Source organism: Sutcliffiella sp. NPDC057660 (assembly GCF_042800035.1).
Taxonomy (GTDB): Bacteria; Bacillota; Bacilli; order Bacillales; family Bacillaceae_I; genus Sutcliffiella_A.
Genome location: NZ_JBHVHV010000002.1, coordinates 247,109 through 273,366 on the forward strand (window position 1 = coordinate 247,109; position 26,258 = coordinate 273,366).

General features: G+C 42.7%; 27 protein-coding genes and 1 other annotated feature. Of the genes, 1 reads left to right on the plus strand and 26 read right to left on the minus strand.

The annotated features are described in order from the left end of the window. Positions 1–5: 5 nt before the first annotated feature. The 22 genes from dnaG to ACFVAD_RS03060 all read right to left on the minus strand — a co-directional run bounded on the left by dnaG (position 6) and on the right by ACFVAD_RS03060 (position 20,992). Entirely contained in the window at positions 6–1,820 is a 1,815-nt protein-coding gene (gene dnaG, locus ACFVAD_RS02955) for a DNA primase (RefSeq protein WP_386635920.1), read from the minus strand. A gap of 30 nt (positions 1,821–1,850) precedes the next feature. Continuing rightward, positions 1,851–2,321, minus strand: coding sequence for a YaiI/YqxD family protein (locus ACFVAD_RS02960; RefSeq protein ID WP_386635922.1), 471 nt, complete (start codon positions 2,319–2,321; stop codon positions 1,851–1,853). 490 nt (positions 2,322–2,811) lie between these two features. Then, positions 2,812–3,621 carry a pyruvate, water dikinase regulatory protein gene (locus tag ACFVAD_RS02965; RefSeq protein ID WP_386635924.1) on the minus strand — a complete coding sequence of 270 codons (810 nt, stop codon included), beginning with the start codon at positions 3,619–3,621 and terminating at the stop codon, positions 2,812–2,814. A 14-nt stretch (positions 3,622–3,635) separates the two neighbouring features. Further along, positions 3,636–4,265, minus strand: a complete 630-nt coding sequence (gene ccpN, locus ACFVAD_RS02970; RefSeq protein ID WP_204416449.1) for a transcriptional regulator CcpN — start codon at positions 4,263–4,265, stop codon at positions 3,636–3,638. A 190-nt stretch (positions 4,266–4,455) separates the two neighbouring features. Next, positions 4,456–6,537 (minus strand): glycine--tRNA ligase subunit beta, encoded by a 2,082-nt coding sequence (gene glyS, locus ACFVAD_RS02975; RefSeq protein WP_386635926.1) that lies wholly within the window; start codon positions 6,535–6,537, stop codon positions 4,456–4,458. Continuing rightward, complete coding sequence (glyQ, locus tag ACFVAD_RS02980) at positions 6,530–7,417, minus strand: glycine--tRNA ligase subunit alpha (protein WP_224838459.1); 888 nt, start codon at positions 7,415–7,417, stop codon at positions 6,530–6,532. The genes glyS and glyQ overlap by 8 nt, the downstream gene beginning before the upstream one ends. Positions 7,418–7,503: 86 nt before the next feature. Further along, positions 7,504–7,679, minus strand: a binding site (T-box leader). Between the two features lie 54 nt (positions 7,680–7,733). Then, a complete protein-coding gene (recO, locus tag ACFVAD_RS02985; protein WP_386635929.1) occupies positions 7,734–8,495 on the minus strand; it encodes a DNA repair protein RecO in 762 nt (253 codons plus the stop codon). A gap of 111 nt (positions 8,496–8,606) precedes the next feature. Continuing rightward, positions 8,607–8,747 (minus strand): YqzL family protein, encoded by a 141-nt coding sequence (locus ACFVAD_RS02990; RefSeq protein ID WP_078379660.1) that lies wholly within the window; start codon positions 8,745–8,747, stop codon positions 8,607–8,609. Between the two features lie 382 nt (positions 8,748–9,129). Continuing rightward, positions 9,130–10,044, minus strand: a complete 915-nt coding sequence (gene era / locus ACFVAD_RS02995; RefSeq protein ID WP_386635931.1) for a GTPase Era — start codon at positions 10,042–10,044, stop codon at positions 9,130–9,132. Continuing rightward, a complete protein-coding gene (locus ACFVAD_RS03000; protein WP_386635933.1) occupies positions 10,037–10,435 on the minus strand; it encodes a cytidine deaminase in 399 nt (132 codons plus the stop codon). The genes era and ACFVAD_RS03000 overlap by 8 nt, the downstream gene beginning before the upstream one ends. 118 nt (positions 10,436–10,553) lie before the next feature. Then, entirely contained in the window at positions 10,554–10,952 is a 399-nt protein-coding gene (locus ACFVAD_RS03005; RefSeq protein ID WP_386635935.1) for a diacylglycerol kinase family protein, read from the minus strand. After that, on the minus strand, positions 10,924–11,403 hold the full coding sequence (gene ybeY / locus ACFVAD_RS03010; protein WP_386635937.1) for an rRNA maturation RNase YbeY: 480 nt from the start codon (positions 11,401–11,403) through the stop codon (positions 10,924–10,926). Before ybeY ends, ACFVAD_RS03005 begins: the two co-directional genes overlap by 29 nt. After that, positions 11,400–13,631: an HD family phosphohydrolase gene (locus ACFVAD_RS03015; RefSeq protein ID WP_386635939.1), complete on the minus strand. Its 2,232-nt coding sequence runs from the start codon at positions 13,629–13,631 to the stop codon at positions 11,400–11,402. The genes ybeY and ACFVAD_RS03015 overlap by 4 nt, the downstream gene beginning before the upstream one ends. A 225-nt stretch (positions 13,632–13,856) precedes the next feature. After that, a complete protein-coding gene (locus ACFVAD_RS03020) occupies positions 13,857–14,825 on the minus strand; it encodes a PhoH family protein (protein WP_386635941.1) in 969 nt (322 codons plus the stop codon). Between the two features lie 3 nt (positions 14,826–14,828). Further along, positions 14,829–16,016, minus strand: coding sequence for a sporulation protein YqfD (gene yqfD / locus ACFVAD_RS03025; RefSeq protein WP_386635943.1), 1,188 nt, complete (start codon positions 16,014–16,016; stop codon positions 14,829–14,831). A 15-nt stretch (positions 16,017–16,031) separates the two neighbouring features. Continuing rightward, a complete protein-coding gene (gene yqfC / locus ACFVAD_RS03030) occupies positions 16,032–16,316 on the minus strand; it encodes a sporulation protein YqfC (RefSeq protein WP_204415902.1) in 285 nt (94 codons plus the stop codon). 108 nt (positions 16,317–16,424) lie between these two features. Further along, the gene (locus tag ACFVAD_RS03035) at positions 16,425–17,024 is read right to left on the minus strand and encodes a hypothetical protein (protein ID WP_386635945.1); all 600 of its coding nucleotides are present in this window, start codon (positions 17,022–17,024) and stop codon (positions 16,425–16,427) included. A gap of 64 nt (positions 17,025–17,088) precedes the next feature. Continuing rightward, entirely contained in the window at positions 17,089–18,081 is a 993-nt protein-coding gene (gene floA / locus ACFVAD_RS03040) for a flotillin-like protein FloA (RefSeq protein WP_204416453.1), read from the minus strand. Next, the gene (locus ACFVAD_RS03045) at positions 18,081–19,433 is read right to left on the minus strand and encodes an NfeD family protein (protein WP_386635947.1); all 1,353 of its coding nucleotides are present in this window, start codon (positions 19,431–19,433) and stop codon (positions 18,081–18,083) included. The genes floA and ACFVAD_RS03045 overlap by 1 nt, the downstream gene beginning before the upstream one ends. A 207-nt stretch (positions 19,434–19,640) precedes the next feature. Next, positions 19,641–20,084: a GatB/YqeY domain-containing protein gene (locus tag ACFVAD_RS03050; protein WP_386635949.1), complete on the minus strand. Its 444-nt coding sequence runs from the start codon at positions 20,082–20,084 to the stop codon at positions 19,641–19,643. A gap of 15 nt (positions 20,085–20,099) precedes the next feature. Beyond that, positions 20,100–20,273, minus strand: coding sequence for a 30S ribosomal protein S21 (gene rpsU / locus ACFVAD_RS03055; RefSeq protein ID WP_047969380.1), 174 nt, complete (start codon positions 20,271–20,273; stop codon positions 20,100–20,102). A gap of 140 nt (positions 20,274–20,413) precedes the next feature. Next, entirely contained in the window at positions 20,414–20,992 is a 579-nt protein-coding gene (locus ACFVAD_RS03060; protein WP_386635952.1) for a flavin reductase family protein, read from the minus strand. A gap of 60 nt (positions 20,993–21,052) precedes the next feature. Here ACFVAD_RS03060 and ACFVAD_RS03065 point away from each other — a divergent pair, with 60 nt between their 5' ends. After that, positions 21,053–21,979, plus strand: a complete 927-nt coding sequence (locus ACFVAD_RS03065) for a Na/Pi symporter (RefSeq protein WP_386635954.1) — start codon at positions 21,053–21,055, stop codon at positions 21,977–21,979. A 321-nt stretch (positions 21,980–22,300) separates the two neighbouring features. Here the strand turns inward: ACFVAD_RS03065 and deoC are convergent, their stop codons facing one another. The 4 genes from deoC to prmA all read right to left on the minus strand — a co-directional run bounded on the left by deoC (position 22,301) and on the right by prmA (position 26,229). Beyond that, a complete protein-coding gene (gene deoC / locus ACFVAD_RS03070) occupies positions 22,301–22,972 on the minus strand; it encodes a deoxyribose-phosphate aldolase (protein ID WP_386635956.1) in 672 nt (223 codons plus the stop codon). 164 nt (positions 22,973–23,136) lie between these two features. Next, the gene (gene mtaB, locus ACFVAD_RS03075) at positions 23,137–24,501 is read right to left on the minus strand and encodes a tRNA (N(6)-L-threonylcarbamoyladenosine(37)-C(2))-methylthiotransferase MtaB (protein ID WP_386635958.1); all 1,365 of its coding nucleotides are present in this window, start codon (positions 24,499–24,501) and stop codon (positions 23,137–23,139) included. A 15-nt stretch (positions 24,502–24,516) separates the two neighbouring features. Beyond that, positions 24,517–25,272 carry a 16S rRNA (uracil(1498)-N(3))-methyltransferase gene (locus ACFVAD_RS03080; RefSeq protein ID WP_386635960.1) on the minus strand — a complete coding sequence of 252 codons (756 nt, stop codon included), beginning with the start codon at positions 25,270–25,272 and terminating at the stop codon, positions 24,517–24,519. Between the two features lie 15 nt (positions 25,273–25,287). Continuing rightward, a complete protein-coding gene (gene prmA, locus ACFVAD_RS03085) occupies positions 25,288–26,229 on the minus strand; it encodes a 50S ribosomal protein L11 methyltransferase (protein ID WP_386635962.1) in 942 nt (313 codons plus the stop codon). Between the last annotated feature and the right edge of the window lie 29 nt (positions 26,230–26,258).

The following is a 26,258-nucleotide window of genomic DNA, read 5'->3' on the forward strand; positions in this document are numbered from 1 at the left end:
CATATTTATTGTTTTAACTCTTTTTTCAATTGGATAATTTCCATCGCGATTTGTGCAGCAAGCAAAAAGTCGTTTTTAACTTCTGCCTGTTTCTTTTCTTGTTCTTTTTCCTTTATTGTTAACAACTTTGGATAATTAAACACCTGTTTCATGTAATCCCGTAGAACTGCCTCACTTAATTCTTCCTCAAGTGTCAGCATTCCAAGCTCTGAGATTCTTTTCTTCAGCTCCACCTCAGGGATGCGCTCCATGAATACGCTAATATTAGGTTCATATCCTTCCTCATAAAAGGCATATAGATAAGCGGCTATCGCCCGATGCTCTTCCATGATGAAAGCTCCTTCGATGGATGCTTGCACTTTGTCGGAGACCGCTCTATTTTTCAGCATATGTGCCAATAGAAAGCGTTCTGCGTTTTCGTAGGCAGGTTTTAACGTTTTGGAAAAGAGCTTTGGCTGGTTAGATATATTAATTCTATTCTGCTCCCGATAATCCTTTTTTTGGTTAAGAGATTTATACACTTGAAACTGCTGTTGCTTCAGCGCATCAAGGGAGATGGAAAATTCATCTGCCAGCTGGCGTAGATAATGATCCCTCTCTACCGCTTTTGTAAGCATACTGATTTCCTTCAGAACATCTTCTATATACCGGATCTTTTCTCCTTCGTCTTTTAAGTTTCTGCCTCTGCGAAGGTATTGCAACTTAAATGCCATAAACGTTAAACTTGCCCCTATTACATCCTGCTTGAATGACTCAGGCCCTTTTTTGCGGATATAGTCATCAGGGTCTAGTTTATCTGGCATCAATGCGACTCGCACATAACAGCCCTGCTCAATCAGAATCTTAGCCGCACGATATGCAGCCTCAATCCCTGCGTTGTCACCGTCATAGCAGATGATGACACTTTCGACATGACGGCGGATGATCCTTGCCTGATCTTCTGTCAGGGAAGTCCCCATCGTTGCAATGGAATGATGCAATCCTGCACGATCGGCAGCAATGACATCTGCGAACCCCTCAAAGAGTATCACTTGCTCCTGTTTGCGTATGTGTGGTCTTGCCTGATGGAAGTTGTACAGGATTTTGCTTTTATTGAAGAGTGCCGTTTCAGGAGAGTTCAAGTATTTCGGCTCCCCTTTACCCAACACACGTCCAGAAAATGCAATCACGTTTCCTTTATGATCATGTATCGGAAACATGATCCGGTCCCGGAAACGGTCAAAATATTCGGCAGTGTGCTCCTTTTCAATAAGAAGACCCGCTTTTTCAAGAAGCTTTTGATTGTATCCTCTCTTGGTCAAAAACTTCAGGGCGAAATCCCAGCTGTTCAGCGCATATCCAATACCGAACTTTTTCATCATTTCATCGGTAAATTCTCTTCCGCTTAAATAGTCGTAGGCTTCCTGACCCTCTTTTGTATTTAAAAGTAAATGATGGTAAAATTTCTGTAAGAGCAAATGTGCATCCATCATCCATTTTGTTTCTTTTGACTGACCTGAATTGCCGGACAGTTCATTTTCCGGGACTTCCATTTCAATATTCGAGGATTTGGCAAGCTTTTGGGCCGCCTCTACAAAACTGACGCCTTCTATATCCATGATAAAGTTAAAGGCATTACCTCCAGCTCCGCAGCCAAAGCAATGAAATATCTGTTTATCCGGGGAAACTGAAAAGGAAGGTGTGCTTTCTCCATGAAATGGGCACAGGCCAAAATAGTTACGACCTTGTTTCTTTAATTGTACATATTCACCAACTACATCGACTATGTCGGATGATTGTCTAATTTGATCAATGGTCTGTTCAGGAATTCTATAGTTCATAACAACACTCCGTGACTAACTATTCGCTTTCTATTCCCGAATTCCTGCAATATTCGACAAAGTTTTTTTAAATGAATGCACAAAGTTTTCCCGATTCTGTTGAGAAAACGCTTTAGGCCCTTTTGAATAGTTTCCTTTTCTTCGTTCTTTTGCCGATAAAAATCTCATGTGAAGCATCATATCCATTTCGCTCTCTTCGTATTGTTTTCCACGAGGAGATAGAACATAAACGTTCCGCGACACCAACATACTGGCCAGCCCATGATCTTGGGTTACCACCACATCATTTTTTCTTGCATGGTTGAGTATGTAAAGATCTGCAGATTCCTTTTCATCATCCACATATACCCATATACCTTTTATTTCGTTTTTGACTACGTGGGAGTAGGATGCTACAAAGTAAACGTCCAATTGATATGTATGACCGATACTACTGATCTCTTCTTTAACAGGACACGCATCTGCGTCTACCAAAATAATAGGTTGTCGATTATTTTGCATGTTAAATGGTTTCTACATCCCTTCCCAAAAACCTTCTTTTTTCGCTAGTTTTTTTATGGTTGTCGAACGAAACTGTCTCCTCGCTATTGACTTATAGCTAGTTTTAGTTTATTCGATTAACTGGAACTCTAAACCCTATACGGGAATTTTTTTATCACAATTTTTTATTATAATATAAACCTTTTGAATTGACCACTAAAACACATGCGGAAAATTATGTTTTTCCCCCAAGAAAAAGAGCACTTGTAATAAGCGCTCCTTGTTCATATAGTAATTTTTTGGTTGACGTTGAACACCGCTGTTGATTTCCGCGCAAGGCTTCGCTTTCCGCGGGGCCCTGGTGGAGCCTCCTCGGCTGCGCCTGTGGGGTCTCCACTCTAGCGCTGTCTCCCGCAGGAATCTTCGCCTTTCGCTCCAATCAACAGCTATTATTCCTAAAAATTCAACAGGTTCCTCTCACAAAGCGTATTTAGAATAACTTCACTCTGAATTATTTCAACCGGTTGTTGTAGATGTTTGAGATGAGGTTGGCTGTTTCTTCGACGGCTTTGTTGGTGACGTCGATGACTTCACAACCTATTTTATTAACGACTGTCTCGAAAAATGCAAGTTCTTCTTTAATTCTTTCGAGGTTGGCGTAGGCAGCTTTATCGTTTAGTCCGAGTGCTTTTAGGCGTTCTTTTCGGATGTCGTTGAGCTTTTCGGGACTGATTTTTAGGCCGAAGCATTTTTCTGGCGAAACCTTGTACAGCTCTTCCGGCGGATCGACTTCAGGGACGATGGGCACATTCGCTACCTTCAGGCGTTTGTGTGCCAGGTATTGGGATAGAGGGGTCTTGGAGGTTCTGGAAACTCCAACCAATACGATATCCGCTTTGATGATTCCTCTTGGATCACGGCCGTCATCATACTTTACCGCAAACTCCACCGCTTCGATTTTCTTGAAATAATCGTCATCCAGCTGGCGTACCAGTCCTGGTTGATACTTCGGTTTCACTTTATATTCCTGTTCCATCAAGTCCACCAATGGGCCGATGATATCGTATACTGGAACCCCTTCCTTCTGGGCAAGTGAAATCAGGTGTTTTCTCATTTCAGGGACTACAAGTGTGAATGCGATCAGTCCGTGATTTATTTTTGCTATGGAAATTACTTCTGTGATGGTTGCGATATCCTCCACATAAGGTATTCTCTTCAAATGGAAATTCGCTCCATTAAACTGGCTGATTGCCGCCTTCACTGCGAGTTCTGCTGTTTCTCCAACTGAATCTGAAAGAATGTATACCGTTCTCTTTTCCATTATTCTCCTCCAATCTAGATTATTTCGTTATGCGCAAGAGCAACAAGAACCTTGGTAATATTTGTTTTTGTAATTCTTCCTATCACTTCATAGCCTTTATCCGTTTGCTTCACGACTGGAAGAGCATCAATCTGCTTTTCGATTAATTTCTGTGCAACATCGATAATCAGATCCTCTTTAAAACAATAGGTGACATTCGGCATTCTTGTCATGATGATATTAACCGGGATGGAGGTGAGCTCCTGTTTCCCGATGCTTGCACGCAACAGGTCTTTCCTGGAGAGCACTCCAACAATAATAGAAAATTTATCCACCACAAAAAGCGTTCCGACATCCTCTAAAAACATCGTGCAGATTGCGTCATAAACAGAGACGCTCTCATGAACCACGACGGGAATCGATGAATGGTCATGAACCTGTATTTTGTTGATTTTATCGGAAAGAAGTTGTGATCCCGTCTTTCCTGTATAGAAATAGCCCACTCTTGGCCTTGCATCGAGATAGCCTGCCATGGTCAGAATGGCCAGGTCGGGACGCAGTGTTGCCCTCGTCAGGTTAAGTTGATCTGCAATAGCTTCTCCGGTGATAGGTCCTTGGTCTTTTACAATCTGTAAAATATGTTCTTGCCGTTTATTCAGTTCTATTGTCGTTCACCACCTATCAAATCTATTTACGTTTAATGTGACATACTTTATATGTAAATATTATATACTAATTATACTGAAATACGACGGAAATGGAAAGAGGCTGACTAAATATAGTTTGCTATTATTAGTCAGCCTCTTTCTTCAATTTTTTTATTTTATCACAGGATGTTTCGTTTGTCTCAAGATATTACTTCACAATAATGACGTTTATATTTCCAAAAATAGAAATCAATCGAGACAGACTTGCCATTAATGCAAGGCGGTTGCTACGGATTTCTTCCTTATCTGTCATTACCATGATATTGTCGAAGAAGGCGTCAATTGCCGGTTTCAAGGAAGCAAGCTCCTTCCAGACATCCTTATAGTCCTGGGATTCTGATGCCTGTAGTACCTTTGCTTCTTTTTCTTTGAACAAGGAGTAAAGGTGTTGTTCCTCCTGGTCGATGAGGAGTTCTTCTTTTACCTCGTCATTATTAGTGGCTTTTTTGGCGATGTTTCTTACACGGCTCAAGGATTCCATAGTTTCCTTGAAATTTGCATCCGCTTTTGCAGAGTCCAGAACTTCCGCTTTTTTCACGCTTGCACTCATATCATGCAGTGGCAGTTCCAGTATGGCATCCACGATATCGTAGCGGATTCCGAGTTCTGACAGGTTATTCTTTAAGCGCATTTTGAAAAATTGAATCACTTCTGCAGCAGTTTCTTCTTTTGTACGCTTCCCGATGCTCTGTTCTTCATAATAAGTGACAAATTTAGTGATCAGTTCTTCAACGGAAATCTTCCATTTTTTATTGATCAGCGTCTGGATGATCCCGGATGCTTGGCGTCTTAATGCATATGGGTCCTGAGATCCTGTTGGAATGACACCGATGGCAAAGAAGCCGACTATCGTATCCAATTTTTCCGCGATGCTAAGAATCGCACCAACATCAGAACCTGGTGTATCATCATCTGCAGATCGTGGCATATAATGCTCATTTATTGCACGAGCGACTACAGGGTTTTCCCCTTTCGCCTTCGCATATTTCTCACCCATGATCCCTTGCAGTTCCGGGAACTCATACACCATGTGTGAAACAAGATCAAATTTGTAGATGGAGGCTGCACGGCTCACATTCTTCACAGTCTCCTCATCCACCTGAAGGAGATCGGCTAATTGAAGAGCAAAATTGTGTACTCTTTTCACTTTTTCTCCAGTTGTTCCTATTTCTTCATGGAAAACGATTTTATCGAGTCTTCCTACCGCGTCTTCGATGACAAGTTTTTCGTCTTCCTTGGAGAAGAATGCTGCATCTGAAAGCCTAGCACGAAGCACCTTTTCATTTCCTCTTGCTACAATATCCAGGTTTTCGTGGTTTCCGTTTCGGACTGTCACAAAATAAGGAAGTAGCTTTCCGTCTTTGCTTTTCACAGGGAAGTAGCGCTGATGCTCTTTCATGGATGTAATCAACACTTCCTCCGGCAATGAAAGGTATTCAGACTCAAATGTACCGAATAGTGCGGTTGGATATTCAACCAGGTTGTTTACTTCTTCAAGCAGGTCTTCATCCACAGGGATCTCCCAGCCATTTTCCTCTGCAATGATGGACAGCTGCTGTCTGATCGCTTCTTTTCGCTCAAAAGCATTTACAATGACGTAGTTGGAAAGAAGGGCATCCACATAGCTTGCCGCATCCTTCAACTCCACTTGCCCACCTAGGAAACGGTGACCGGTTGACACTCTTCCAGACTTCACATTGGTGATTTGCATCGGGATGATCTCGTCACCGAATAAGGCAACCAGCCATTTGATTGGACGAACATAGCGAAGCTCTTCACTTCCCCAACGCATGTTTTTCGGGAAATGCAGGCCTGTCAGAACAGGAACGATCGTTTCAAGGATCTCTCTTGTTTCCCTTCCTACTACATGTTTTTGAACGTGCGCATATTCCACGCCGTTGATTTCTTTGAAGTAGATATCTTCAACAGTCAGTCCTTGCCCTCTTGTAAAACCTTGCGCAGCTTTGGACCATTCACCGTTCTCATTCTGGGCAACCTTTCTTGCAGGGCCCTTCGCTTCAACCGTAACATCCTCTTGCTTTTCCACCAGGTCTTCTACCAGCAGAGCCAAACGGCGAGGAGTGGAATATACATGCACATAACCGAATTCCAGTTGATTACCCGCCAACCATTCCTTCACTTTCGCTTCCAGCTGGTTCATGGAGTCAGTCACAAAGCGTGCAGGCATTTCTTCAAGTCCGATTTCAATTAAAAAATCCCGTTTACTCATTGGTATTCTCCTCCTTATTCAAAATTGGAAAACCAAGTTTCTCTCTTTCATCATAGAACGTTTTCGCCACTTTTCTTGCGAGGTTCCGAACACGGCCAATATATCCAGTACGCTCTGTTACAGAGATTGCACCTCTGGCATCCAACTGGTTAAAGGTGTGGGAGCATTTCAGAACATAGTCATAGGCCGGGTGCACGAGTCCATGGTCCATTTGACGATGAGCTTCCTTTTCATAGATGTCAAAAAGATTGAACAGCATGTCAGGGTCAGACGTTTCAAAGGTATATTTGGAATGCTCGTATTCCGGTTGAAGGAAGATGTCACGTACCGTAAATCCTTCTGTCCACTCCAGGTCAAAAACATTTTCCTTATCTTGAATATACGAAGCCAAACGCTCGATCCCATATGTGATTTCTACAGATACCGGCTTACATTCCAGGCCGCCTACCTGTTGGAAGTACGTGAATTGAGTGATTTCCATTCCATCCAGCCAAACCTCCCAGCCCAGTCCAGCTGCGCCGAGCGTTGGAGCCTCCCAATTATCTTCCACGAAACGGATATCGTGTTTTAACGGGTCGATCCCAAGCTTCTTAAGGGATTCCAGATAAAGCTCCTGGATATTATCAGGTGAGGGCTTCATGATCACCTGGAATTGATGATGCTGATACAGTCTGTTCGGATTTTCCCCGTATCTACCATCTACCGGTCTACGGGATGGCTCCACATAAGCCACATTCCATGGCTCCGGACCAATACTTCTAAGGAAAGTATAAGGGCTCATCGTACCGGCACCCTTTTCGACATCATAGGCCTGCATCAAAATACAGCCTTGTTCGGACCAATGATTTTGCAGTGTTAAAATCATATTTTGAATGTTCATCTTCATTTCCCTCCAATTCTTATTTTCAAGTTGACCAAGAGAGGAAAATAGAAAAAACCTCCCATCTCTATGCCAACTTTCATCAGCATAGGGACGAGAGGTTTTCCCGCGGTTCCACCCTATTTGTAAAGGACCTGCCCTTTACCACTTTATCCGTATTGCTCCAGAACGCCTTCCCCATCTCTCTAACCCCTAGCTCGCACTATCCTAGGTTCGCTTTAATTAGAGGGCGACAGGTACTATTTTCCTTCAACGCAATCATTATGAACGTAATAGGATAATAAATGATTTTTTTCACAAAGTCAATGTATCACCGCTATTTTTTATCAAAATTTACTTTTAACGTCCCAATCTGCTTAAGGAACCGTTTGGATTTTAACATTATCCCTGAATACGCCTCATAATATTCATCAATGATCAGACGCAGCTCAGCTCTAGTCTCCTCTTTAAGAGACAGATTCCCGATTCGATGCAGATCGTAATAATAAAAGGTTCTTAATAGCCTTAAAGCTGCTGGTGAGGCCTTGATAAGGTATGGATCCTTATGAAAGCAGCGATGACATATAAAGCCTCCTTCCTTGATGGAAAAAGCAAAAGTACCTTCCGCGCTTGCACAGGAGGCACATTTATTCAATTCAGGGGTTATTCCGATCACATCGAGCATTTTCATTTGATAAATGAACGTTAATATCTCTGCATCCATGCCATCATTGATATAGTGTAGGGTCAGATAAAGTAGGTCGTATAGATGAGGGTTGCGGTTTCTTTCTTCTGTAACCCGGTCCATCAGTTCCACCACAAATGAGCAATAGGCGGTCAGGAATATATCTTCCCTTATTGCCCGCATCGACTCCATAATATCCCCCTGCTGCAGGCTTCCAAGACCACTGCCTTTCTGGAATACATAAGTGCCATGTGAAAACAGCTGGGAAACTGCCGTCAACCGGCTGCTCGGTTTATTGGCCCCTCTTGCCATTACACCCACTTTCCCCAATTCCTTTGTATACAAGGTCACAATTTTATTGTTTTCTCCGTAGGCATTTGTTCTGATAACTATCCCTTCACACTTATGTAGCATTTTTCGTACACCATCCCGCACTGATAATCCTGTCTTTATTAATTGTATAGACCTATATGCAAAAAGGCAATCTACAAGGGGTAGATTGCCTTTATCGGGTAGTCATCATCGTCATGAAATTGGTAAGTCTCGATGCGCCAGCTCTTCTGATTGTTCGGGTATATCGACATTCTCCTTTTCAAGCTCTTTAAAAAGAAGATAGGTATCAATATTACCTGTTTCTTTAAACACTTTCCAGGTAAAATCCAACATTGTAAACCCCACCCTTTCTGTAGTAAAGACCAGCATACTTATTCCAATTCCTATATGACTATGATGACCGTTCAAGGGCCAAAACATGTTAGATAAATAATGTAAATTCCCTGCAAAGTTAAGTGCTGCGTATATGCTTGCCTTTTATTTTCCATAAGGTTTGAATAAGCAACTGTTTTTACGATGGCTTTAGATATTAACGGCTCTTGTAACACCGCTGTTGATTTCCGCACTAGGCGCAGCGACCCAAGGGGCGTTAATGGAGCCTCCTCGGCTTCGCCTGTGGGGTCTCCACTAAACGCCGCTTCCCGCAGGAGTCTTCGCCTATTGCTCCAATCAACAGCTAGGCAAATTGGTTTAAATCACCTTGAAGAAAGGATTTTTAATATTCATCCGCATTAAAGCCGAAGTCTCTTAGCTGGGATTGCTTGTTGCGCCAGTCTTTCTGTACTTTTACCCATAGCTCGAGGAACACTTTTGAGCCAAGGAGTGCTTCAATGTCCATTCTTGCTTTTTGTCCCACTTCTTTTAATACCTTACCTTGTTTTCCGATGACGATGCCTTTTTGTGAATCACGTTCCACCACAATCGTTGCCTGAATATCCACGATATCTCCACGCTCGCGCTTTTTCATCGAGTCGATTGCTACAGCTATGCTATGCGGCACTTCTTCCCTCGTGAGATGCAGCACCTTTTCCCGAATTAGTTCTGAAACAATGAATCGTTCAGGATGGTCTGTCACCTGATCAGCTGGGTAGTATTGTGGTCCCTCAGGCAAGAATTGCTTAATCTGCTCAAGTAATGTTTCAACATTATTTCCTTGAAGAGCAGAAATGGGAATGATCTCTTTGAAATCGAATAGAGATTTGTACGTTTCCATTAAAGGAAGCAGTTCGTCAGGGTGCACCTCGTCGATTTTATTTATGACCAAGTATACTGGAGTACTTGTTTCCTTCAGTTTCTCGATAATAAATTCATCGCCTCTACCCAATCCTTCTTTTGCGTTGATCATGAATAGGATGAGATCCACTTCTTTCAGGGTATTCTGCGCTACTTTCATCATGAAATCGCCAAGTTTATGTTTGGGCTTATGGATACCAGGGGTGTCGATGAAGACAATCTGTGCGTCATCCTGTGTATATACACCTTGTATTTTATTTCGGGTCGTTTGAGGTTTGTCGCTCATAATGGCAATTTTTTGTCCAATGACTCTGTTTAAAAATGTCGATTTTCCTACATTCGGTCTGCCAATAATGGAAACAAAACCTGACTTGTATTTTGTATTCGTATTAAACATTTAAATCCTCCGGTGAAAAAGCTCCTGGCAGCAATTCAGCTACAGTCAATTCCTGCACATCACCGTGAAGGTTTGTTAAGATCACTTTCGTTTCAGGTGCACATAATTCAGAGATAACTTGGCGGCATGCTCCACAAGGGGGCACAGGGCGTCGAGTATCAGCGACAACCGCAATTGCGTCAAACTCCTTCTGACCTTCTGAATACGCTTTAAATAATGCCGTACGCTCTGCACAATTGCACATACTGTATGCAGCATTTTCAATATTGCATCCGCGATAGACCTTTCCGTCTTTTCCTAGTAGGGCTGCACCAACTTTAAATTTGGAGTATGGTACATATGCTAATTCTCTTGCTGCTTTTGCTTCTTCGATCAAAGCTTCGATGTTCAATATTGTTCTTCCTTTCTTCTATAAGCTTCAGGGTTCGCGTTACTTTTATTTTACCTTAATTCACGTGTTAAATCACGCTAAAATTAAATAAAAATATAAAAAATTTTAAATTTTCAATCTATTTAACGATAGCCCACAAATAAGGTGAAAATAAGATTATTCCTATTATAACAGAGATAAATGCAAAAACCAGAGCAGCCGAAGCCGCAACATCCTTTGCAATTTTTGCCAAAGGATGATATTCCTCCGTTACAAGGTCCACCACATTCTCTAATGCAGTATTGAGTATTTCAATGACGAGAATACCTCCAATTACGAGAAAAAGGATGAGCCATTCCACTTTGGATATATTCAAGTATAGGGAGAGCGCAATTACGCAAAAAGCTATACCGAGGTGGATTTTGATATTCCTCTCTGTTCGGAGGACAAACACCAATCCACTCCACGCATAGGTAAAGCTCTTTGCGAAAGAGCTCCTATAACCCTTCTTATTCCGCTCTTTTGAGTCCATAGGCATCAAGAATTTCCCTTTGTTTATCGAACATTTCCTTTTCTTCCGCTTCGGTTTCATGGTCGTAGCCCAAAAGATGGAGAAGTCCATGGAGTGCAAGAAAACCAAGCTCCCTTTTCAATGAATGGCCATATTCCTCCGACTGCTCCATTGCTTTTGGAACCGAGATGATTATATCTCCTAGCATTCTTGGTGCATCTTCTTCATAGATGATCTCCATCTCCCCTTCTCCCATTTCTTCCATTGCAAAAGAAATGACATCTGTAGCCTGGTCCTTATTGCGATAATCGCGATTTATTTCCTTTATTCTTTCGTTATCCACAAAAGTAACAGAAAGCTCTGCACCTGGAGTTATATCTTCTTTTTTCGCTGCAAATTGAAGCAGCTGCTCAATATCCTTCCATTGCTCTTCTGATATTTCTTTCGTTTCATCCATCATATCTATTTCCAGCATCATTCATCATCTCCCTTTTTCTTGGTTGCATCCGGATATTCTATTCGAGAATGAAAAATCCCCTGAAGGGTTTCACAGAAAGATTGTCCAACCGTCTCCAGCTCTTTGAAGGTCAAGGAGCAGTCACTATATTGCCCGTCCTGTAATCGATCGCTGATTATCGCTTTTACGATGCTCTCTATCTTATCGGGTGTCGGATTGTTCAAAGACCTTACTGCTGCTTCTATGCTGTCGGCAGTCCCGACAATAGCCGCCTCTTTTGTTGTAGCTTTCGGGCCGGGGTAACGGTATTCCTCTTCCCTGGTATCCTCATTCTTCTCTTTTGCTTTATGGTAGAAGAACTTTAATAAAGTGGTGCCATGATGCTCGGCTGCAATATCCACAATCTCTTTCGGCATATTATGCTCGCGTAATATTTGAGCTCCGTCGGTAGCGTGTGCCACAATGATATTCCTGCTGGTTTGAGGAGGCAGTTTATCATGTGGATTGCTCCGACCCATTTGATTCTCGATAAAATAATGCGGTCTTCTTGTTTTTCCAATGTCATGATAATATGACGCCACCCTTGCCAACAGACCATTTGCCCCCACCGCTTCACATGCAGATTCAGAGAGGTTGGCGACCATGACACTATGGTGATAGGTTCCTGGCGTTTCCATCAATATCTTTCTTAACAAGGGATGATTAGGATTGGACAATTCCAACAGTTTCATGGTGGAAAGCATGCCAAATCCTACTTCAAAAAACGGTAATATCCCTATTGTCAGTACGGCTGAAACGACACCAGATCCAATTGCCATGGTGCTGTGTGTACCTATTTCGAGCCATTGACTGACACCGGACAGATCCCGGTTTGTCAAGAGCATCATGGCAATGACCGTGATCACATTGATCAGGGACACAAATAGCCCTGTCTGGAGAATCGTCAGACGGCGATTATGCTGATTAAGGAACAAGACGGAAGCAATAGCTGAAATGATTAAATAAGCCCCTACCGTATAATTCATTGCACCTGGAACTGTATTAAATATGAGACTTCCACAAATCCCGAAAATAATACCTGAAATGATCGCTATCCTGTCATCTATTAACATCTTTATCAGCATGGCCCCCATTGCAACAGGTGCAATAAAGCCGATTTCCGTTGCATTGAGCGTCTGGAACAAACTGAATATCTTCAGTAATAGAAGCGTAATGGAAAATACGAGCAGATACATGGTCAAGTAGGTGTTTTTACTGTGGATGCTCGTGTCAATTCTCCTGAATAGATAAGCCAAGGCCATCACCATCAATGAAATGATAATTCCAAGCCCAATATATGGGGTAATGGAATTGGATTGATTAACAAGGCCCGCAGCTTCTAGGATCCTGAATTTTTCCCGATCCACAAATTGTCCCGCTTTCACGATAGTATCCCCTTGTGAGATACGCACCGGTTCTACCGAATCTTCGGCTTGTCGTCTTAGATCCTGCGTCAATTCTGAATCATAGATGACATTTGGAATAATGGCCAAATTCGCTAACGAAATTCCGATATTTCGCACATTCATGGGAAGATTTCCATATACTTGCATTTCTTGTACAGCATCATTTTTTGCTTCTTTCACATCAGCTTCAAGGCGAATTTTTTTTGACATCGCATTATTGATAGCAGTAACAGTAGCATTTCTTAATGTTGTTAGATCTGCTTTGTTCATTTTAAGAAGCATCAAGTATTCCTCATTGGAAATTGCTTCTTTCCAATCATCTGTAACTTGTCCCACCAATTTTTCTTTAAGCAAAGAAAGCTTCTCTTCATCCGTAAGTGTAACAGGCTCTGAAACCTGTTCCTCTTCTGCTTCTTCCGTTTCTTCTGTCGTGGTTTCTTCTGGCGGCTTTTCCAAGGCTTGTATCTCTACCTGTACTTCTTCCACCACATCAAATACCTTATGTACACGTTCCGCTTGTTGAATGACTTTTTCACGATCATGAATGTACTGGTCCTCTACAGCATCTGCTTTTTCCCTTTGTAGCATGGCAGTAGCTTCCCTATCCTCAAAATTGTGTGGAGCTACAATGGTTTTATCGGCGTTAGAGAAAATGCTTACATTTATTTCATCCGGTTTGACATTACTGTACATCAGGCCGAACATGATTACTCCAAGTAAACAGTATATGATTATATGGTAGAATTTGAACCCTTTCAGTTGCTGAAAAGATTTCCCCCAATTTAAAGGACGTTTCTTCTTCATACTCTCCCCCCTTTTTAAAAAAGCGTAGCCGGCTCGATCTGGCCCGACAAGCATAAGACAGTTTTCCGTAAGAGGTTGGGTTTTACCTCTGAAGGAAAAATGGCTTATGACCTCGAGGGCCAAGCCGGCGGAGCTAGACAATAGAAAAGCGTAGCCGCCTCGATCTGGCCCGACATGTAACAAGCACTTATCCCTCTTTCAAGCGAAAGAGCCCCATTAGAGGGGCTATTTATTTTCTTCCAATTTTTCATATGCTGAAATAATGCGAGCCACTAGTGGGTGACGGACCACATCCGACTGCTCAAGCTCAATAAATTGTATGCCTGAGGTGTTTTTCAAGATTTCTCTTACCACATTCAACCCGGACTTCATCCCCTTCGGCAGATCCACCTGGGAGATGTCCCCGGTAATCACCATTTTGGATCCGAATCCAAGTCTCGTTAAAAACATTTTCATTTGTGCAGGTGTTGTATTTTGCGCTTCGTCCAGTATGACAAATGCATCATCAAGGGTTCTCCCTCTCATATATGCCAAAGGAGCAATTTCGATTGTTCCCCGTTCAATTAATCGTTGCGTATGTTCCGATCCAAAAACATCATGCAGGGCATCGTACAATGGACGCAGATATGGATCCACCTTTTCCTTCAGATCTCCCGGCAGGAAACCTAGGCTCTCTCCCGCTTCAACAGCTGGACGAGTGAGGATGATACGTTTAACCTGTCCATTTTTCAGGGCCATGACCGCCATTACCACCGCAAGATACGTTTTCCCTGTACCTGCAGGGCCAATCCCGAACACCAAATCCTTTTTCTTAATGGCAGATACATACTGCCTTTGACCCAATGTTTTTACACGGATGGACTTACCCTTAACATTCTTTGTCAATTCCTCTTCATAAAGATCTTGGAAGGAATCCATTTTGCCTTCGCGAGCAAGTTGGATGGCATACACTACATCACGCTCGGAAATCGTAATTCCTTTTCTTATAACAAGCAAAAGGTTCTGCAGGACATTGTCCACCATTTCCACATCAGAAAGTTCTCCTGAAATATTCACGGCCTCTCCTCTTGTTACGATGGAAACCTTCAGTTCTTCTTCAATCCTTTTTAGATGAACATCTTGGTTGCCAAATAGAGCGATTGCTTCATTCGGATTATTTACTTGCTGCTTCATCATCACTAGTTCTTCTGACATTCCTCAGTCTCCTTGAATAATTGGTTCTATTTTTACAATATTTTCAATGACTTGGTAATGAATTGATACTTTCACTTTACCATTCTCCGTTTCATGGTGCAAAACTTTTTCACCAATAATGTTGGCATCTTCAGCTAATTTCTCTTTTAATTCCCTTTTCCCGATCACAAGGGCTTCTTCCACGGCTTCTTCCTCATCATAGATTCTTTCTACCATTTCAGATTCATGAATCGTTTTTCCCATGTAAGAGATAGGAAGCTTCCACTTGAAGAAATAAAAAGGCCGTTTCGCTTCGTATTCTTTTTTCATCTTGTATTCTGGCTCGAAAAATCCCCAAACCGGTATCTGTACATTCCCTATTTCAACATAGTGCTTTTTATAAACTTCCCCGGTGAACACTGGCAAAATAGTCTTTAAAGGTATTGGCACTACGGACATGTACCATGTTTCCCCAAGCACTTCCCCAACAGCCGCAGTCGATTTTTGTTTTCCCTCTTTGCCAATGGTGCCTGAGATGAGCAGTTGGCCTTTTTTCACATGATCATTTCTTTCCACCATTGGTTGTCCTTTTTCAACGAACATGTTGACTACCACCGCTTTTTTGGACGCAACCAGATTCCTTGGAGAAAGGCTCTCTATCTTTTCCGGCTCATTCTTTTCCACAACCTCGAAATGATAGGATGTTCCATTCAGGACAACTCCTATCCATGTAATCTCACTGATTGTATCTGTCAGATCTCGCTGGATGCTCTCCACATCCTTGATAAAGAACTGGAGCTTGCCCTTTTTTACGCCAAGCTTGTTCAATTCCTGCATAATCTTATGCTCTGTTGCAGGGTTTGCGCCCTTTATTTCAATACTCCACACCATATTGGAAAGAACGAAGATGGTCAGCAGGCACAGGAGAATACCTGCGATGATTCCACTATTTCTAAATGAATATTGCAATAGAAAAGGGACGCCCTTTCTTGTCAGAAAACGAAATTTGCATTCCTGATTTTTAATCAGCCTTCTTACTTTTTTGACATCCTTGAGCAGGATATAGCAGGTGTATGCCTCTGCCCCCATTTTTTTCACTTGCCATATTTGAATTCCATTTCTTGTGCAGTCATTGAGGAACCTTTCCACTCCTCTTCCATGAATAATGATTTTGACACTACCTGAAAAAAAGTTCATCCATTGGTTTTTCATGAAAATCCTCCTATATCATTCATTCAAATAGAGTACTTGGCTTATTTTCCCTTCCAGTAGAATCTCTTCCGGAAGGATGGTCCTTATGACAAAAGAATCCCCTTTGACAAGCAGCTGGCCCTGTTTGAGCAGAAGCCTTATCTCCGTGTCGCTGAAGGTAAGCAATCCTCGATGATTTTCAATATATATATGTATTTGTCCGATCATGGTTATGCGGGGCAGATCCATCATGACATCTGCGGGTAGTTCCATATTTTCCTGCATCCAGCTGTTCATTCTCGCGCGAAACTTCTTAAGCATGGAAAAACCCCCTTTCACTCATATGTATGAGAAAAAAGAGGGTTCTATCACTGAATTTGAATGGCAATCAAAAAAATCCCATACCGTTTATAACGGCATGGGATTTCTTTAACCTTTCCTTCTAGAAGCAGCATAATGCTGCGAATAGATAGGGGTATGAGGGTTCCTCGAACGTGGCTGACCGAGGATTTCTGCCCACATGACACCCTCCACCACACGTTTTGGGTTGATTTTATGATTTTTTACTACTCTTCCTTCAGACATCTGCAGCTCCTGCTTTAAGATGGGGCTGTTTTTAGCAATTTCCTGTTGCTTGATGGAAAGCTCCTGGACCTTGTCTTTCATCGCGGATGGAGCAGTTTCTTTTGCTGTGACGACTTGCTCTTTCTTTTTCTCCAAATATGGTGATAGTGTTTCTCTGACCTTCTTTTCCAGTTCTTCCTTTGTTTCATTGAAAATGTCTATATCCCAGTCAAAGCTATCCTGCTTTTTCTCGTGCTTTGCTTCTCCAAGCCCGGTTTCATTGTTAGGATAAGAAGATTGTGTCTGCGCTTCTGTATACTGCCCGGACTGTCTTTGCTGCCGCTGCTGCTGACGCCTTTTTTGTTCCTCTTGTTTCGATTTCTTTCCAAACAGTCCGGTAATGGCACCGATCAGAAGGACCAAAAGCAGCGGGTTACTAAGGAATAATTCAATGATGGTACCCAATGGTCAATCTTCCTCCCTTCCTAAAGGAGCAGGGAAAATGAAGCATTTTCCCCCTATTCGTATATTACTTCTTGTCTCCATCTTCAGGTGTATCATTCAACTTCCCGATAGAATCTCTCATATCCGTATCAGCAGTGATGTTTTTAATGTTCATATAATCCATCACGCCAATATTTCCAGAACGTAATGCTTCTGCCATCGCAAGGGGAACTTCCGCTTCCGCTTCTACTACCTTCGCACGCATTTCCTCTACGCGGGCGCGCATTTCCTGCTCTTGTGCAACGGCCATCGCACGGCGCTCCTCTGCTTTCGCTTGAGCAATTTTCTTATCTGCTTCTGCTTGGTCAGTTTGTAATTCCGCACCAATGTTTTTCCCGATATCAATGTCCGCAATATCAATGGACAGGATCTCAAACGCTGTACCTGCATCCAAACCTTTGGATAATACAGTCTGAGAAATCATATCCGGATTTTCCAGTACTTTTTTATGATTATCAGCAGAACCGATGGTACTAACGATACCCTCACCTACGCGGGCGATAACGGTTTCTTCACCGGCACCCCCTACTAGGCGTTCAATGTTTGCACGAACGGTAATACGAGCTTTCGCCTTCACTTCAATACCATCCATAGCGACACCGGCGATAAATGGTGTTTCGATAACTTTAGGGTTAACGGACATTTGAACTGCTTCGAGTACGTCACGACCTGCCAGATCAATTGCAGCCCCGCGTTCAAAAGGTAATTCAATGTTTGCGCGTTGTGCAGCAATAAGTGCATTAACAACACGATCCACATTTCCTCCTGCTAAATAGTGACTCTCCAATTGGTTTGTTGTTACATCCACGCCTGCTTTATGCGCTTTGATCAAAGGATTAATAACACGGCTTGGGATAACCCTTCTTAATCTCATCCCTACAAGCGTGAAGATACTCACTCTGACTCCTGCAGCCAATGCTGAGATCCAGAGCATAACCGGTACAAATGTCATCAGTACCGCAAAAAATATTATACCTAAAACAACTGCTACTAAAATTATCAATGAAGTTGGATCCATCATTCATTTCCTCCTGTCAAATCTTCTGTGTGTATTTCTCTTACAACAATTCTAGGACCTTCAGCTTTTACAATTCTTACTCGTTTTTTGGAACCGATAAAATTGCCTTCCGTTACAACATCAATACGTTCTTCTTTGATGACGGCTGTCCCTGCAGGTCTTAATGGTGTCAATGTCACACCCTCCTGCCCGACCAGTTCGATACGCGATACATTTGATACATAGCCCTGCTCCGTATTGGTGGAATCCCGGAGGATGATGCGGTCAAAAAGTCGAATCCGCTTTCCGAATACGGTAAAAAGCAATACCATCGCAACAACCGTTACAGCCATGGCAATCAACAATGAAATGGCTGTCTCCACTATATTACCAGTGGCAAAAAAGAAACTTGCTATCACTGCCCCTAATCCCAACACGCCTAATATCCCCCCAGGCACAAAAATCTCGAGCACTATAAATATGACACCGAGTATGAACAATATCATCGTTTCCATTCCGGCCAGACCTGCAACCAGATGCCCATAGAAGAACAGCAACAAGGCACTGATCCCCATCAAACCAGGGATTCCAAACCCGGGAGAGTACAATTCAAGGACAAGCCCCAATGATCCTACAGATAACAGGATCGATACTACAATCGGATTTGTCAGGAAACGTGCCACATTCTCTGCGAATGATACCTCGACATTTACCACTTCCGCATCCTCATACCCTAATGTTTGAAGTAGCTCCTCAAGATTCTTCACAGTCCCTTCCGAGTACTCAACCTCCAATGCCTCTTTTGGTCCCAGCGTCAGCAGTTCCCCTTTTGGAGCACCAAGCTCAGGCAGATCCACTTCGGTATCAGCCATCGCTTTTGCATACAATGGATTTCTTCCACTTGACTCGGCGGCATTTTCCATTTCCTGCAGCCAGTAGGATTGAGACTTTTTATCTGCTGCATTTCCATCTCCGGTTATCACAGCAGCTGCGCCCATGGTAGCTCCAGGCGTCATATAGATTTTATCGGCATACAGTGCGAGATAAGCACCTGCCGACAATGCCCTCGTATCAATAAAAGCAACACTCGGGATAGAGGTGGATTTGAAGCTCTTGGATATGTCACTCGCAGCATCCACCAGTCCACCTGGAGTATGGAGCTTATAAATGATAAGATCCGCACCTGCATCCTCCGCTTCCTCTATCGACCTGTTTATAAAAGCAAGCAGACCGGTTTCTACCGTATCCTCAACTGGAATCACGTAGACAAGCTTTTCTGCACCATCCACAGTTGACGGCGCTATAGGGAAAACAGATAGTATTAAAGCAAGTAAAAAAGCACTAACATAACCTATACGAAGAACCTTTTTCATGATGTCCCCCTCTCCAACCATTCTTCCTTTTTTATCATTAGCCTTGCCTAATAAGTAATACGCACAAACTCCAGCCAGGTTTCATTTTTATGTATTTTTTATTGAAAAAATTTTTTTCGGGAGAAGTTCAGCAAATCAGAAGCAGGGAGGAGAGATTTTGGATGTAAAAATAGCATCTTACATATGTAAGATGCTATTTTAATGTTTTTATGAAAGATGTTGTTGTACAAGTTTGTTAACAAGGCTACCGTCCGCTTTGCCCTTCACTTTAGGCATTAAAGCTCCCATCACTTTACCCATGTCAGCTTTTGAAGTAGCGTTCACATCAGAGATTGTCTGTTGAACAATTGCTGAGACTTCTTCTTCAGATAACTGTTTTGGCATGTAATGTTCAACTATCGCAAGTTCACCTTGTAATTTATGAACCAAGTCTTCACGACCGGCTTTATCAAATTCATGGAGGGAGTCTTTACGTTGCTTTAATTCACGAGACAGTACGGTAAGTTCTTCCTCTTCGGTCAAATCTCTGCCATGCTTGATGGCTTCGTTCTGAATTGCAGACTTAACCATTCTGAGTACGGAAAGCTTCTCTTTGTCCTTATCCTTCATAGCTTGCTTTATATCGGTATTTAAACGCTCGAGAAGACTCATTCTTACACCCTCTTGTTAAAATTTACGCTTTCTAGCAGCCTCAGACTTTTTCTTGCGTTTTACGCTTGGCTTATCATAGAATTCACGCTTTCTTGCTTCTTGCAACGTCCCAGTTTTTGAAACTGTACGTTTGAAACGGCGAAGAGCATCTTCAAGCGATTCGTTTTTACGAACAACTGTTTTTGACATTCTAATTCCCTCCCTCCAGAACAACCACTAACATTTTCAGAAAAAACATGTACCAAACGCAAAAAAATCATGTATGGAACATGTACTTTCCAATTATAATATATTCGTTTGTGCTGGTCAACAATTATAAGGAATTGCTTTTAAACATTCTTCTCTTTACTGTTATCGTGATATAGATTTAAAACACGCGCCTCCTTCCCAGCAATCATATACTGGGATCTCCCCACATAAAGCGGTATCGAAAGCTTTTCCCACTGCGGAAGACCGCTTTCCTGAAAAAGCTCGTCATCTTTATAGAAACCGGTCATCTCTCCTACAAACCAATCATGATCTCCATATGTGCGCTGATCCATCACCTTGCACTCGTAGGCAATATAGGCATGGTCCAGGATTGGTGCTCCTATTGTTCTCCCTTGGGTATAGGGTGCGTTCAATTCCTCCAATTTATCAGTGTTTGCTCCACTTTTTGTTCCAGCAAACTGTATGTAATGAGCATAGGCTTCTGGGACAAAATTGATTGCAAATTCACCAGAGGTTTCTACAAGCTGATGCGTGTATCTCTCTTTGGCAATGGCAACCCCATAAATGGGCGGCTCATAAGAGATATAGCTGTGCCAACCTGCCGCCATGATGTTGATTTTCCCATTGAATTGGGCTGTAACAAGCGCCACCATGCCAGGGTAGCTGTGCATCACTGTTTTTTCCGTCCATTTCCTCATGTACCTAACTCCTTTTTTGTCATTCTTGTCCACCTTTCTCCATATAGTTGAAGAGAGGTGATGGACTTGTTTACTATTATAACGTTGTTTTTTGTTTATTTAGCGATATTTTTATTTGGAATGGCTGTGATGCGCACCGGTCTTCTGAACCTGACGGAGGACAGAACAAAAGGGTTTCTGCAGCATTTTACCGATCATCCTGTCAAAGGCATGATGGTAGGTGCGGTGCTGACGGCATTGCTTCAAAGCAGTTCTGCAGTCATGGTCATCACAGTGGGCCTTGTAGCCGCGGGGTATCTCAGTTTTTATCAGTCCATCGGGATTATGCTTGGAAGCAACATTGGGACGACATTGACTACAGAATTGATCACCCTTGATATTTCAAATTATGTTTTCCCATTTTTGATAATCGGCTTTCTTTTACTTTTCTCCAAAAGGAAGCTTCCGTTCAGTATCGGTTCTTCTATTTTCGGCCTGGGATGCCTGTTTGTCGCAATGGGAGGATTTGAAAGTCTGGCACTACCTCTTTCCCTTTTCCCGAATGTACAGGAATTTCTGTTGCATACGAATGACCAGCATTTAATTGGTGTATTTATCGGGACTGTTATTACGGCACTTATACATTCAAGTTCTGCAACAGTCGGAATCAGCATGAGTTTCTTGAATAATGGCCTCCTGTCTCTGCCAGCTGGGATTGCCATCATGCTTGGAGCCAATATAGGTACATGCATCACTGCCTTCATGGCAAGCATCGGTGGGATAAGAGAAGCAAAGCTCACAGCCTACGCACATATTTGGCTGAATGTTTTCGGTGTTGTGGCTTTCTTTCCATTGATCCCTTTACTGAGTAAGCTTGTGGAATATTTGGCAGTGAGTGCCGACGTTCAGCTTGCCCATTCAAGTGTGATATTTAATATTGTCTGTTCCTTTGTGGCACTGCCGTTCGTGAGGCCTTTTTCGAGGTTTGTGGAGAGGTTGCATAGGTAGAAATCACTTTTTACGGTGAAGAGTTGGTTTGTGTGCTTGTTCAAAGGGGAATTGCAGGGCTGGAAACATCCGGCTTACTCTTATCTTCACATTATTCGGGGTTATTCTCACGTAACTCCGTTTTATCTTCACATAACGCTGAGCTATTCTCACGCAAGTCGGTCCTATTCTCACGCAACTCAAAAATATTCTCAAGCTTCGATTTTCTCAATGAAATGTAGCCGATTCACCTGCACAATTTTCCAAAAGGGACCAATCACACCTAGGTTAAAAAAACAAAAAAGAGCATCCAAACAATCAGGACGCTCTTTCTCATCTATATTAATAGTCGCTATCTGCTGTCAACCCGTTAACGATTGCGATACCGGAGCTTGCTCCGATACGTGTAGCACCAGCTTCGATCATTTCTTTTGCTCCTTGTGCGTCACGAACGCCACCGGAAGCTTTTACTCCGATTTCTGGTCCAACTGTTTTTCTCATTAATGCGATATCAGCAACTGTTGCTCCACCTGTTGAGAAACCTGTAGAAGTTTTCACGAAATCTGCGCCAGCTTTTACAGCAATTTCACACGCTCTTACTTTTTCTTCATCAGTAAGAAGGCAAGCTTCGATGATCACTTTTGTCAGGGCTTTTCCTTTCGCTGCTTCCACAACTGCACGGATGTCTCTTTCCACAAGCTCGTTGTCGCCGTCTTTTAATGCTGAAATGTTGATAACCATGTCCACTTCAGTTGCGCCGTTTTCAATGGCATTCGTTGTTTCAAATGCTTTAACTTCTGGAGTATTCGCTCCTAATGGGAATCCGATAACAGTACAAACATCCACTTCGCTGCCTTTTAGCAATTCTGCAGAGGTTTTTACCCAAGTTGGATTAACGCAAACCGAAGCAAAGTTGTACTCTCTAGCTTCGTTGCATAATTTTATGATTTCTTCTTTTTTAGCGTCTGCTTTTAATAATGTATGATCAATGATTTCTCCAATGTTTGTATGCATATTTCATGCTCCTTTCAATATAAGAGGTCTGACCTCTAACATCACCTTACACATCATAACATGTTTGATTGTTTTTGGCGAGTACAATGATAGTATTTCCTTTAACTTTTTCTCCACAAAAAAAAGTGATTCCATCTTTTCCAATGGAATCACTTCATTTACAATTATGAACTTAGGCGAACCTGCTCTTCTTCCAGACGTGGGGCATCGTCCAGGATACGGACAAATTGCCCTTCGTTATAAGGATAGCCGGCTTTGGTGATTTTCACTTTTACCAACTTGCCGACCATTTCTTCGTTTGCTGGGAATACCACTTTCAGGTAGTTGTCGGTATAGCCTACATACAACCCTTTATCTGGTTCTTCTTTATAGATTTCCTCTGGAATCACTTCCAAAACTTCCTCTTCGAACATGGAAGCATATTCCTTCGCAAGCTGATTGGAAAGTTCGATGAGACGGTGTACGCGTTCATTTTTGACTTCTTCATCCACTTGGTCTGTCATACGAGCTGCAGGAGTCCCTGTACGCTTTGAGTATGGGAACACGTGAAGCTCAGAGAATTTATGCTCTTTGATGAAATTGTATGTTTCCATGAATTCTTCTTCCGACTCACCTGGGAAGCCGACAATTACATCGGAGGTAATCGCGAGTCCAGGTAATGCTTCCTTCAGTCGGTTCAAACGGTCAGCAAAGAATTCCATCGTATATTTACGGCGCATTCTTTTCAAAACCGTATTGGAAGCCGATTGAATTGGAATATGGAGATGGCGCACAATTTTATCGGAATCGTTCAATACTTGTATGACTTCATCGGTAATTTGGCTTGCTTCAATGGAAGAAATGCGGATTCGCTTCAAGCCCTTGACTCTTTTGTCCAGTTCACGAAGGAGCATGGCAAAATTGTAGTCCTTCATGTCTTCACCGTAACCACCTGTGTGGATTCCGGTTAGGACGATTTCCTTGTATCCAGCATCTACCAATTGTTGAGCTTGTGTGATAACTTCCTCTGGATCACGAGAGCGCATCAGACCACGAGCCCATGGAATGATACAAAAAGTGCAGAAGTTGTTGCAGCCCTCCTGGATTTTCAAGGATGCACGGGTACGGTCTGTGAAAGCAGGAACATCTAGCTCCTCGTAAATACGAGCTTTCATGATATTTCCTACTCCGTTGATTGGTTGGCGTTCCTGCTTGAATTGTTCAATATACTCCAGCATTTTCACGCGATCCTGGGTTCCCACCACGATATCTACGCCAGGAATGGCCATGATTTCCGCTGGGGAGGTCTGCGCGTAGCAGCCTGTAACACAGATAACTGCGTCCGGATTTTTTCTGATCGCACGGCGAATGACCTGGCGACTTTTCTTGTCACCTGTATTTGTTACTGTACAGGTATTGATGACATACACATCTGCCGTTCCTTCAAATTCGGTTCTTTCATAATCACTCGCTTTGAATAACTGCCAGATTGCTTCTGTTTCATAATGATTTACTTTACATCCAAGTGTGTGAAAGGCAACAGTTGGCATGTTTTTCACCTCACATTAATTCATTAGTTCAAAATGATACGATATGGCACTGAGTGCATAGAGCGGTGCCGTCTCTGTTCTTAGAATCCTTGGGCCTAATGCGCAGCAGACAAAACCGCATTCGGTAAGTTTATCTATTTCTTTTTCGGATAATCCGCCTTCTGGTCCGAACAGAACCAGTACAGATTCCCCCGCATTCATTTTTCGCAGTGCCTGGGCAAAAGCTGAACGCTCCCCCTCTTTGGCACTTTCTTCATAAGCGACAAGTTTATGATGGTAGTTCTCGCTTTGCTTCAACAGCTCTGTAAATGAAAATGGAGCTTTTACTTCAGGGAGGAACGAGCGATGGGATTGCTCTGCAGCTTCCTTTGCAATCTTGTTCCAGCGCTCCACCTTTTTCTGACCTTTTTTCTCATCCCATTTCACGATGGAACGGGCAGCATTAAAAGGGATAAACATTTCTGCTCCAAGTTCTGTTCCCTTCTGGATGACAAGTTCCAATTTATCCCCTTTGGGCAGCCCGTTCGCAATGGTAACACGAACCGGTAATTCCACTTCAGCACTTATCCATTCTACAATACTGGCCACAACCATATCATTGGTAATTTCAGCAATTTGACAGAGTGCCGTCCTCCTTGTATCAGAGAAGCTGCAGAGTAATTGATCCTCTATATTCATCCGCATCACTCTGACTATATGATGAACATCTTCGCCTGTAATGGTAACGGCTTGGTCTTCTATTTGATTAGAATGGACAAAATAACGCTGCATGGCTATCCCGCTTTCTTATTGTTCTTTTTTCGCAATAAAGGCAACCCAATCTTCCATCATCATCGTTTCTTCAATTTTGAAGCCGGATTTGATCAGTGCATCCTTTACTTCCTGCTTTTTCGTACTGATTATACCCGAAGAAATGAATGTTCCCCCGTTATCCAATACTCTGTACACGTCATCTGTGAATCGGACAATGACTTCGGCAAGGATGTTGGCAACCACCACATTGACAGGCCCTTCCACATTGTTAAGCAGGTTGTTCTGTTTCACGGTTACTCGCGGATGCACTTTATTCAGCTTGATATTGAGCTTGGCAGATTCAACTGCCACTTCATCCAGGTCCAAAGCGAGTACCTGTTGTGCGTCCATCATGGCTGCGGCAATGCTTAGGACACCAGATCCGGTTCCTACATCAATGACCTTGTCGTCAGGGTTCACGGTGCGTTCGATGGCCTGAATGCAAAGGACGGTTGTAGGGTGGGTTCCCGTTCCGAATGCCATACCTGGATCAAGCTCAATGATTTTTTCATCAGAGCTGACAGGCTCATATGTTTCCCATGTTGGAACGATGGTGAATTTCTCGGATATTTTGACAGGGTTATAATATTTTTTCCAGGCTGTCGCCCATTCCTCTTCATTTACTTCGCTGATGGAAATATTGTTGAGTCCAAGGTCGATATCAAATAAGAGCAGATTGTTGATCGCCTCTTTTATCCCCTCTACCGTTTCCCCCAAAAAGCTGTTAACTGGCAGGTAGGCCTTCATGATGACTCCTTCTTCCGGATAATCATCAGGGTTGAGTTGGTATATCTCCCCGAATTTATCTTCTCTTTCCTTCGTGAGATCAAATGGATCCTCGATCACTACTCCACTGGCACCAGCCTCGTGAAGAATATGTGAAATCGGTTCAACTGCTTCATTTGTTGTATGAATACTAATTTCTGACCATTTCATAATACCAACTCCAATCCAACCATTAATGA